Source organism: Chitinophaga sp. (assembly GCF_035564935.1).
In the GTDB taxonomy this organism is placed as follows: domain Bacteria; phylum Bacteroidota; class Bacteroidia; order Chitinophagales; family Chitinophagaceae; genus Chitinophaga.
This window is the reverse complement of sequence record NZ_DATMTE010000839.1, coordinates 1-9,902: the sequence shown is the minus strand read 5'-3', so window position 1 is coordinate 9,902 and position 9,902 is coordinate 1. Positions and strand designations below refer to the sequence as shown.

Annotated in this window: 11 protein-coding genes and 1 riboswitch; of the genes, 2 read left to right on the top strand and 9 right to left on the bottom strand. The window is 47.3% G+C overall.

The window, feature by feature from the left end; genetic code table 11:
* From VN105_RS21910 to thiS, 6 genes are all read right to left on the bottom strand, one after another.
* Positions 1-717, bottom strand: a 717-nt coding sequence (locus VN105_RS21910; protein WP_325644212.1) for a thiazole synthase, incomplete at its 3' end; no start/stop codon positions are given.
* Complete coding sequence (locus tag VN105_RS21905) at positions 705-1,337, bottom strand: thiamine phosphate synthase (protein WP_325644210.1); 633 nt, start codon at positions 1,335-1,337, stop codon at positions 705-707. The genes VN105_RS21910 and VN105_RS21905, both read right to left, overlap by 13 nt.
* Positions 1,334-2,086 carry a hydroxymethylpyrimidine/phosphomethylpyrimidine kinase gene (locus VN105_RS21900; RefSeq protein ID WP_325644208.1) on the bottom strand — a complete coding sequence of 251 codons (753 nt, stop codon included), beginning with the start codon at positions 2,084-2,086 and terminating at the stop codon, positions 1,334-1,336. Before VN105_RS21900 ends, VN105_RS21905 begins: the two co-directional genes overlap by 4 nt.
* Entirely contained in the window at positions 2,062-2,751 is a 690-nt protein-coding gene (locus tag VN105_RS21895) for a hypothetical protein (RefSeq protein WP_325644206.1), read from the bottom strand. The genes VN105_RS21900 and VN105_RS21895 overlap by 25 nt, the downstream gene beginning before the upstream one ends.
* Before the next feature lie 41 nt (positions 2,752-2,792).
* On the bottom strand, positions 2,793-4,649 hold the full coding sequence (gene thiC / locus VN105_RS21890; protein WP_325644204.1) for a phosphomethylpyrimidine synthase ThiC: 1,857 nt from the start codon (positions 4,647-4,649) through the stop codon (positions 2,793-2,795).
* 83 nt (positions 4,650-4,732) lie between these two features.
* On the bottom strand, positions 4,733-4,936 hold the full coding sequence (gene thiS / locus VN105_RS21885) for a sulfur carrier protein ThiS (protein WP_325644202.1): 204 nt from the start codon (positions 4,934-4,936) through the stop codon (positions 4,733-4,735).
* A gap of 51 nt (positions 4,937-4,987) precedes the next feature.
* Positions 4,988-5,098: riboswitch (TPP riboswitch) on the bottom strand.
* 63 nt (positions 5,099-5,161) lie between these two features.
* Here thiS and VN105_RS21880 point away from each other — a divergent pair.
* Positions 5,162-5,638 carry a lipocalin family protein gene (locus VN105_RS21880; RefSeq protein WP_325644200.1) on the top strand — a complete coding sequence of 159 codons (477 nt, stop codon included), beginning with the start codon at positions 5,162-5,164 and terminating at the stop codon, positions 5,636-5,638.
* Here the strand turns inward: VN105_RS21880 and VN105_RS21875 are convergent.
* The 3 genes from VN105_RS21875 to dnaN form a co-directional block, all read right to left on the bottom strand.
* The gene (locus VN105_RS21875) at positions 5,635-5,886 is read right to left on the bottom strand and encodes a hypothetical protein (protein ID WP_079471620.1); all 252 of its coding nucleotides are present in this window, start codon (positions 5,884-5,886) and stop codon (positions 5,635-5,637) included. The genes VN105_RS21880 and VN105_RS21875 overlap by 4 nt on opposite strands.
* Positions 5,887-5,942: 56 nt before the next feature.
* Positions 5,943-6,776: a sterol desaturase family protein gene (locus tag VN105_RS21870; protein ID WP_325644197.1), complete on the bottom strand. Its 834-nt coding sequence runs from the start codon at positions 6,774-6,776 to the stop codon at positions 5,943-5,945.
* A 343-nt stretch (positions 6,777-7,119) separates the two neighbouring features.
* Positions 7,120-8,238: a DNA polymerase III subunit beta gene (dnaN, locus tag VN105_RS21865; RefSeq protein WP_325644195.1), complete on the bottom strand. Its 1,119-nt coding sequence runs from the start codon at positions 8,236-8,238 to the stop codon at positions 7,120-7,122.
* A 385-nt stretch (positions 8,239-8,623) separates the two neighbouring features.
* Between dnaN and VN105_RS21860 the strand changes: the two genes are divergently transcribed.
* Positions 8,624-9,883, top strand: a complete 1,260-nt coding sequence (locus VN105_RS21860) for a pyridoxal phosphate-dependent aminotransferase (protein WP_325644193.1) — start codon at positions 8,624-8,626, stop codon at positions 9,881-9,883.
* Positions 9,884-9,902: the final 19 nt, after the last annotated feature.

The window sequence follows — 9,902 nt, the reverse complement described above, 5'->3', positions numbered from 1 at the left end:
GGCAGGCAAACCGGCTTCATACGCCATCCGCCCCGCCTCTACTCCTGCTTTAAAGGCAGCGGCCATCTGCACGGGATTCCGGGCAATGGCAATGGCCGTATTTACTAATACCGCCGCAGCGCCCATTTCCATGGCCTGCGCAGCATGGGAAGGACTGCCAATGCCCGCATCCACGATCACGGGGATGTTGCTTTGCGCAATAATAATCTCCAGGAAATCAAAGGTTTTCAATCCCTTGTTACTTCCGATCGGTGCACCAAGCGGCATTACGGCAGCAGTGCCTGCATCTTCCAGCCGCTTGCAGAGTACCGGATCTGCATGTACATATGGAAGTACCACAAACCCCAGTTTTACCAATTCCTCTGCTGCCAGTAGGGTTTCTACCGGGTCGGGCATCAGGTACCGGGGATCAGGATGGATTTCCAGCTTGATCCAGTTGGTTTCCAGGGCTTCACGGGCCAGCTGCGCGGCGTATACGGCTTCTTTGGCTGTGCGCACACCGGATGTATTGGGAAGCAGGTGTATGCCTGAATGCGACAGGTGACGCAGCATATTATCTGCCTTATTATCCATGTCTACCCGTTTCAGCGCTACGGTAACCAGCTCACTGCCGGATGCCAGCAGGGCGCTTTCCATTACTTCCGGAGAAGAAAATTTACCGGTGCCGGCGAATAAGCGGGAATTAAATTCCCTGCCGGCAATAACTAATGGCTCCATGTAGATAATTGTTTTAACTGTTCATGAATGCGATTAACAACGGTTTGTTTATCCGATGCATGCGTAATCATCCAGCTAACGGCAATGCCATGAATGCCGGCTTCCATCAGCCCCGGAATATCTTCCTGCACAATACCGCCAATGGCAATAACGGGAACGGCTATCTGTTTTTCTTTCAGGGCCTGCAGGATAGATTGGTAACCGCTAAGGCCCAGTATGGGACTTAAATTTTGCTTGGTGGTAGTAAACCTGTACGGACCTACGCCCACATAACTGGCGCCATCCTGTACATGTTGCAGGATATCTGCAAGGGTATTGGCAGTACCACCAACAATCATATTTTTGCCGGTAATAGCGCGGGCGGCAGCTACGGTCATATCCAGTTTGCCCACGTGTACGCCTGCTGCTTCTACCGCCACCGCTATCTGCGGGTAATCGTTGATGATAAGGGCGGCCTGGTAGCGGTCGCAGATCTTTTTTACCGCTTCTGCCACCGGCATTACTTTATCCGGCGTTTCGTTTTTAATACGGAGCTGGATCCATTTGCAACCTGCGTCGCAGGCAGCCAGTATGTTATCGGTATGTGATGGTTGCGATATGTAATGTAAGTTGCTGATCATATGTGATGATATCCTGTTAATGATGAATGGCTGGCTAATAATTTTTCCGTATATGCTTTGCCGTTAGCACATGCGTCATGCAATGATAAACCTTTGGCTAAGCCCGCAGTAATGGCCGCCGACAACACGCAACCAGAGCCATGTTTCGGGAATACTTCCTTCAGCACCGGGGGAAAGGTGTAGATCACGTTGCCGGTGTAAAGCGTATCATAGCCCGGCTTGTTTTTATGATGGCCTCCTTTCAGCAGTACGGCGCATCCGGTGGATAATTCCCTGGCCGCCGCCTCCCCGTCCGTAAGGCCCGTTAATAACAGCGCCTCATCGTAGTTGGGCGTTAGCAGGTATATTTCGGAAAGCAATGCTTTCCAGGCCTGCTGATGAATACTGCCATGGAAAGAAAAGCCGGCAGATGCTTTCAGTACGGGATCCACAACGATGCGTATGCCAGGGCACAATTGCTTTACCTGTTGTACCAGTTCAAGCAACGATTGTATATCCGGCATGATCCCGATCTTGCAATATTGGAGGCGTTTATTGCACAGCAATGGTTTTGCCTGGGCCAGTATATGCGTTACCGGTAGCCATTCTACGGATATGAACTGTTCAGGTGTTTGTACCGTAATGGCGGTGCAAACACCCATTCCGTTTACCATGTGTTGTTCAAATGTTTTGATATCTGCCAATAAACCCGCTCCCCCGCTGGGATCCAGGCCGGCAAAGCTCATCACGTCAGGTCGCTCTTGTTCCATAGTTGCTGTATACGGCAGTAAGTTTCCACGGCTTGTGCCGGTGTTTTCCAGATAGCTCCCAGCAATGCTGCGCCATCAAATTGCCAGTTTTTTAATAAGTGTACGTTAGTATGATTCACGCCGCCTAAAGCCAGTACCTGCCGGTTGTTTTTCTCCGGGAGCATTCCAGTATGCCGGCCATGGTAGCCAGGCTTGGAGATGCTGTTGAATACCGGGCTTAACAGCAATGTATTAAAACGTGTGCTCGTTAACGTTAGCTCTTTTGCTGAATGTATACCAGTGCTGTTTTCTTTAAAATTTTCCGGAGACAGGTAACGGAATTGTTGCTTCCTTTGACCGGAAACCGGCCACATTTCCTCCATACCGGTATTTTCCCCGTTTGTTAATACGGTGTTACCACCTGCAACAGCTGGGTGCATCTGCAGGCGGGCTTCACCACTCCAGTGAACACCGGCTAGTTTATACCTGCAGGCAAGTAGTGGCTGGTCCCGGATCATAAGCTGACTGTAATATTCAGCAGGGATTTTATCCAGTAAGCGGGTATACTGCTGAGTGGACCATCCCGGCTTCCTTAACAGTATGCGTGTGGCGCCTGCCGCCAGCAATGCGGTAATAACAGGCGCTTCTTCGTATATACGTTCAGGTGATGTGATGATCCAGATCAAAGCAGTTAAATTTTTTTGTGTATTCAACCTGTAAGTAGTCCTTACAAATAAATTTCCCCTCCCTGTTCAGCGAAGGCGGCAGCTTTTTCTTTCATGCCGGCGCTCATGGCGTCATCTTCTTCCAGTCCTTTCTGCGCAGCAAAGTCGCGTACCTCCTGCGTGATTTTCATGGAGCAGAAGTTAGGTCCGCACATAGAACAGAAGTGCGCTATTTTGGCGCCGTCTGCCGGCAGTGTTTCGTCGTGGTAAGCACGGGCCGTTTCAGGGTCCAGGGCCAGGTTGAACTGGTCTTCCCAGCGAAACTCAAAGCGGGCCTTGCTAAGGGCGTTGTCCCGGTGTTGGGCGCCCGGGTGACCTTTGGCAAGGTCGGCAGCATGCGCGGCAATTTTATAGGTGATCACGCCTTGCCGCACATCTTCTTTATCAGGTAAGCCCAAGTGCTCTTTCGGCGTTACGTAGCATAACATGGCGCAGCCGAACCAGCCTATCATAGCGGCGCCGATGCCGGAGGTAATATGATCATAGCCAGGTGCAATGTCGGTGGTTAAAGGCCCTAATGTATAAAAAGGTGCTTCGTGACAATGCTCCAGTTGCTTGTCCATATTGGCTTTGATAAGGTGCATGGGCACATGGCCGGGCCCTTCGATCATCACCTGCACGGAATGTTTCCAGGCTATTTTGGTGAGTTCTCCGAGTGTTTCGAGTTCTGCAAACTGGGCAGCGTCGTTGGCATCGGCAATGCTGCCGGGGCGTAATCCATCTCCCAGGGAAAAAGAAACATCATACGCTTTCATGATCTCACAAATTTCTTCGAAATGCGTATATAGGAAATTTTCTTTGTGGTGTGCCAGGCACCACTTAGCCATGATGGAGCCTCCGCGCGATACGATGCCGGTTACGCGTTTAGCCGTTAGCGGTATATACCTGAGCAGCACACCGGCATGGATGGTAAAGTAATCAACGCCTTGTTGGGCCTGTTCTATGAGGGTATCGCGGAAAATTTCCCAGGTAAGCGCTTCCGCTTTTCCATTTACTTTTTCCAGTGCCTGGTAAATGGGTACGGTGCCAATGGGTACTGGTGAATTACGGATGATCCATTCCCTGGTTTCATGTATATTTTTGCCGGTGCTCAGATCCATAATGGTATCTGCGCCCCAGCGGCATGCCCATACTGCTTTTTCCACTTCTTCTTCTATACTGGAGGTAACAGCGGAGTTGCCGATATTGGCATTTATTTTCACGAGAAAGTTGCGGCCAATGATCATTGGTTCACTTTCCGGATGATTAATATTGGAGGGAATAATGGCCCTGCCGGCAGCGATTTCCTGGCGTACAAATTCAGGCGTGATAAATTTCACGGGTGTATTGGCCCCGAAACTCTGGCCTTTATGCTGGTGCCAGAGGGAATTATTTTGTTCAGATAACTGATCTGCCAGTTGATTTTCCCGGATGGCGATGTACTCCATTTCAGGTGTAATGATGCCCTGTTGTGCGTAATATAACTGGGTTACATTTTGCCCGGCTTTAGCACGCAGGGGTTTATGCGTGTGGCTCATCAGCGGCATTTTGCCGCCATCTTTCATCAGTTCCCTTACAAACGGGCTGGAGTATTCCGGGAGCTGTTCCACATCTTTCCGGTTGCTGATCCATGTTTCCCGGATGCGGGGAATGCCGGTGCTAACATCTATATGGATATCCGGATCGGAGAAGGCGCCGCTGGTATCATATACCACTACCGGATCGTTGGGAACAGCTTCACCTGTTTTTCCATGAATGCGTGTATCCGTGAGCGTTATTTTGCGCATGGCTACTTTTACCGGGTGAATGCTTCCGTTTACATATATTTTCTGCGAGGCAGGAAATGGTGTGCGGCTGAGTGCCACAGGCTGATTATGCATGATGTCTGGTTTTTTAGAGATAGAAATGCCGGTTCCGTAATATTGTATTACGGAAAAGACTATACGAAAAATAAATGCAGGGTTTAGCCGCCCTGGGTAGCCCGGATAATAGTAATGTTATCGGCTGCAGATAATGATTGGTTTTCCCAGGAGGTTTTAGGTATCACCTGGTTGTTGACGGCTACTGCAATGCCTTTTTGAGCAGAGATCTGAATAAACTGTAAGAGTGCAGCAATGGTTATTCCTGGCTGCACCGCATAAAGTTTATTGTTTACATGCACTTCCATGTTAATTGGAATTTAAGTGAAACAATAAACTTTAAGGATGTGGAAGATGAGAAAGGTTCAGTTACTTTTCCCTACGGCAGTATGAGCTGCTTCAGGTACTGAGGGTATCATCTCAGTTTATCCGTTTAAACTTATACCGGATAAACACCCCTAAAGTGTAGGTGTAAAAGTAATGGAAATATTTAAAATTTGCATTACAAATGATGAATTGTGTATTTTTAAATTATGGTACGATTCAGTTTACTGTGTTTATTGGTACTGGCGGTTGCCTGTAACGGAAGTAAGAAGGAAGTGGAGAAGGAAGAATTACAGGACGACAGCAGCCTGGTTAGTATGATCGCAGACAGCAGTAATGCCGGCATTACTGACAGCATTGCTGCTGTTGCGGATACGCTGCATATTGATGCAGCTAAGCTCATAGGAAAGTGGATACAGCCCGTAGCGGGCCTGGACAGGGAAACTCAGGGTTTTCAGCTAAGAAAGAACGGAACCGCCAGGTCCATTAACATGTACACGCTGGTATACGAAAAATGGTTGCTGACGCACGACACCTTGTTGTTATGGAATCATTCCGAAGGCGTAAAAGATACCTCCACTATAGTGGATACGACTATTATAAAAGAACTTTCTGATACTTCACTGGTACTGTTTCCGGTGAAAGCCGCCGAGGGCTATGTGGAAAAATACCATAGGAGCAATTAATTGTAGAGCTGCCAGAGTCCTACCAGGCAGGCTACCACGGCCATAAATACGCCGGCAGCGGCAAGCTGCATATCGTCAATATTTTTTCTTCCTATATACAGGGAAACAAGACCTATTACTATAGCTACTGAACCTGCGGTAACTGCATAGGAAGGAGTGTGCGTACTGAAAGCGAATGCTGCCGACAGTACACCAATGATGAGCGCTGATATACAGGCCGTTTTTGTTAATGCTGTTGAGTGTTGCATATGTATTCGAATTTTAAAAGACAGGTGAAGGAATAATTTGTTTTGCAAACAGGTATTTATTTATGTTGACTACTGATCTTTTCCTTTGTCACATTATCATGTTCCCAGGGCACTTTTAACAGGGATCCTATTTCCTGGTAGCGGGCGTCCTGGTACTCGTCCAGTCCGTATCTGATTGCCTGTGTATCCGGCACTTTTATAAAAGTGCCGAAGAGACGATCCCATATAGAGAATATATTGGCATAATTAGCGTCTGTTTCCGGCTGGTAATGGCTATGGTGTACCTTATGCATATCCGGCGATACAATGACCCAGCTAAGCGCGTTATCCAGCCATTGCGGCAAATGGATATTGGCATGATTGAACTGCGACATGAATGCCGAGAGGCTTTGGTACAACATTACCATCCAGAAGGGCACTCCGAGGATCATAATAGCGGCAAAAAGAGCTATTACTCTCAGCAGGCTTTCCACCGGGTGGTGCCTCAGGGCGGTAGTGGCGTCTATTTGTGTATCTATATGATGGATCTTATGGAACTGCCACATCCAGGCCGTTTTGTGTTGCACCCAATGTATGAGCCATGCCCCTATAAAATCCAGCAGTAATAATGCCAGTACCGTGTGCAGCCACAGCGGAAGCTGCTTCAGGTAAAGGATCCCGAACTGCTGGCTGCTTGTCCACCGCGATGCTTTTACAATAAGGAATGCCAGTCCTGTATTTACAATCACCGTAGTTAATGTAAAGAAGAGGTTAGTACCGGCATGCCGGTAGCGGTTGCTGCCAAAACGGAACCGGGGCGCCATGCCCTCAATAATCCATAGCAACAAGAGCCCGCTTACCAGGATGGCGGTACGGTATACTGATGGAATATTTTCAAAAAAACTTACCATGTGCTGGTAAAATATTTATAACGGTATTATTACGCTCTGCTATGTGGTTCTCCTTAACCAGGCCAACAAGATCTCTGCAGTGGATATGGGGGAAGTGGATTTATTTATAATACACAGTAAAACATATATACGTTACTGTTATTATCCTTGCGTTACTGCCTTGAATCTATGACGGATTTTTCATCATTGATCCCGGATAAAAATTACAACTATTTGGGGAATATAAAAAGGGCTCTTTTGGGCCACAGGCAAAGAAAAAAGCAACCTCTTTGTCAGAGATTGCTTTATGTATAAGATTTTAGCTATAAGTATTTATCTTTTTAGCATTTGCCTAACAACCTGGTTAGTTGTTCAGCATGAGTGGCATTACCAGCATCAGGAGATCTTCATTTTCTTCTTTTTCGGAAGGTCTGAGGATACCTGCTTTGGTGGCGGTAGCCAGGTCGATAGAGATTTCGTCTCCTTCGGCTGCGTTCAGCATTTCAATAAGGAACTTCGCGTTAAAAGCAATCTGCATATCATCGCCGGTGTACTGGCAGCTCATGCGTTCGTTACCTTCAAAGGAGAAGTCCACATCCTGGGCAGATAACTGGAGTTCGCTGCCGGTGATGCTTAACGCCACCTGGTTGGTGCTTTTATTGGCGAATACGCCTACACGTTTCAGGGCGTTCTGGAAATCGCTTTTTACCACGGTGAGGCGGTAAGGATTGTCTTTTGGTATTACTACCTTATAATCCGGGAACCGGGCATCAATCAGGCGGCAGATCATCTGTGCGCCTTCGTGCTGTACGAAGAAATGGTTCTGGCTATAGGCAATTTTAATTTCACTATCGTTATCAGGCAGAGCTGCTTTCAGCAGGTTCAGCGGTTTTTTAGGTACGATGAAGCTGTCGGCCTGCGGGCATTTCACGTCTGTTCTTACATATTTTACCAGCCGGTGTGCATCGGTGGCAACAAAGGTAAGACTGTCTGGCGCCAGTTCGAAGAATACGCCTGTCATAGCCGGGCGGAGATCGTCGTTGCTTACGGCGAACAAGGTTTTATTGATGGCGGTAACCAGGCCGGTAGCGGCCATTGTGAAAGAGGTGGTATCATCGGCAGCCGGTTCTTTCGGGAAGTTTTCCGGGTTTTCCCCCATCACTTTATATTTACCATTGTCTGAAGTGATTTCCACTGCGTAGGAGTTCAGGTCAATGTGGAAAGTCAGCGGTTGGTCGGGCAGATTTTTGAGGGAATCCATCAGGATCTTCGCCGGGATACAGATCCGGCCGCTTTCCTTGGCTTCCACCTCCAGCTTCACCCGCATAACAGTTTCCAGGTCAGTTGCAACTACAGTCAGTTCGTTTTTGTCAATCAGGAACATGAAGTCCTCCAGTATAGGCAATACTGTATTTGAATTGATAACCCCGCTGATCTGTTGTAATTGTTTTAATAAAGTAGAGGAAGAAACAATAAATTTCATGGTTTATATAAGTTTGCTTATCATTTTTTGTTGAAGGGTATAACCTTTAGGGCGTGTCGCCCTTATTTCACCTGTCCCCACATAAAAGGTCAAATGTAATGTAAACAAAGATAGAAAGTTTTGTTGTTCCCCTTAATTTCATCACATCTTATACACTAAGATAACATGGTTTTACACAACGATTTGCAGTCATTCATATATTTCTGTTTAGTATAATACTAAACGGAAGTAACGAAAAACCCCCTTCGTATTAGACAGGATGCAATAACCTCTATCATTTATTAATGGAAGTGAAAAGAATTTCCCTATTCTTTTAAATTATCTTCAAATCGGTTACTTTTGCCGCGCTGAAAAATTATTACAAACCAACAAAAAAAAGCAGGTTATGAAACTGTCTCATTTAGCCGAAACGTTGATTGGATCCGAAATCATTAAGTTAGCAGCTGAAATAAAGGAGAAGCAGGCCAAGGGTGAGAAGATATACAACTTCACGATCGGGGATTTTGACCCGAAGGTGTTTCCTATCCCCGTTGAATTTGAACAGGAAATCATAACAGCCTATAAGGAACACCTGACCAATTATCCTCATGCTGATGGTATCGCGGAGTTAAGACAGGCAGTAGGTGGCTTTATAGCTGAGCGTGAGGGTATCTCCTACGATCCTGCAAAGGAAATCGTTATTTCCTGCGGTGGCCGCCCGATCATTTATGCTACTTTCAGAACTATTGTTGACCGTGGCGAGAAAATAGTGTATGCTACCCCGTCGTGGAATAACAATCACTACACCCACTTCCTGGAAGCGGAACATGTGGTGCTGGAAACCAAGGCAGAGAACTTCTTCATGCCTACAGCAGCGGAACTGAAGCCGCTCCTGAAAGGCGCTACCCTCCTGGCTCTTTGCTCTCCGCAGAACCCAACCGGTACCGCTTTCGGCAAACAACAGCTGGAAGAGATCTGCGACCTGGTGCTGGCTGAAAACAAAAGCAGAGGTGCGGACGAAAAGCCCCTCTATGTATTGTTCGACCAGATGTACTGGGTGCTTACCTTTGGTGAAACCCTTCACCACAACCCGGTTAGTCTCCGCCCTGAAATGAGGGATTATACCGTTTTCATTGATGGTATGAGTAAGGCTTTCGCTGCCACAGGCGTTAGAGTTGGCTGGGCATTAGGACCTGCTCATGTAATCGGTAAAATGAAATCCATCCTTTCCCATGTTGGCGCCTGGAGCCCGATGGCAGAACAGAAAGCTGCCGCCCGCTACCTGGTTCAGAAAGAGAATGTGGATAAATACCTGCAGCACTTTAAAGGTGAAATCGAAGAACGACTGGTGAAAATCTACCAAGGCTTCGACAAACTGAAAGCAGCCGGTCATAAAGTAGAAGCTATTGCCCCGCAGGCGGCCATTTACCTCACCGTTAAATTTGACCTGGTTGGCAAACAAATGGCTGATGGTACTGCGCTCGCAGATCAGGCGGCTGTAACTTCCTACATACTTAATGAGGCGAAACTGGCGTTAGTGCCATTCTCCGCTTTCGGATCGGCTAAAACTTCTCCATGGTACAGGCTGAGCGTAGGTACCTGCGTGAAAGAAGAAATTCCGGCGATGTTCGAAAAGCTGCAGGCAGCGCTTGAAAAGTTGAAATAAAAGCTTCGGCTTTTGTCTT

What these genes read in the sequence shown, in the direction of transcription:
- VN105_RS21870 (WP_325644197.1), bottom strand. Translation starts at nt 6,776, where the DNA reads ATGGTAAGTTTTTTTGAAAATATTCCATCAGTATACCGTACCGCCATC.
- thiC (WP_325644204.1), bottom strand. Translation starts at nt 4,649, where the DNA reads ATGCATAATCAGCCTGTGGCACTCAGCCGCACACCATTTCCTGCCTCG.
- thiS (WP_325644202.1), bottom strand. Translation starts at nt 4,936, where the DNA reads ATGGAAGTGCATGTAAACAATAAACTTTATGCGGTGCAGCCAGGAATA.
- dnaN (WP_325644195.1), bottom strand. Translation starts at nt 8,238, where the DNA reads ATGAAATTTATTGTTTCTTCCTCTACTTTATTAAAACAATTACAACAG.
- VN105_RS21880 (WP_325644200.1), top strand. Translation starts at nt 5,162, where the DNA reads ATGGTACGATTCAGTTTACTGTGTTTATTGGTACTGGCGGTTGCCTGT.
- VN105_RS21900 (WP_325644208.1), bottom strand. Translation starts at nt 2,086, where the DNA reads ATGGAACAAGAGCGACCTGACGTGATGAGCTTTGCCGGCCTGGATCCC.
- VN105_RS21875 (WP_079471620.1), bottom strand. Translation starts at nt 5,886, where the DNA reads ATGCAACACTCAACAGCATTAACAAAAACGGCCTGTATATCAGCGCTC.
- VN105_RS21860 (WP_325644193.1), top strand. Translation starts at nt 8,624, where the DNA reads ATGAAACTGTCTCATTTAGCCGAAACGTTGATTGGATCCGAAATCATT.
- VN105_RS21905 (WP_325644210.1), bottom strand. Translation starts at nt 1,337, where the DNA reads ATGATCAGCAACTTACATTACATATCGCAACCATCACATACCGATAAC.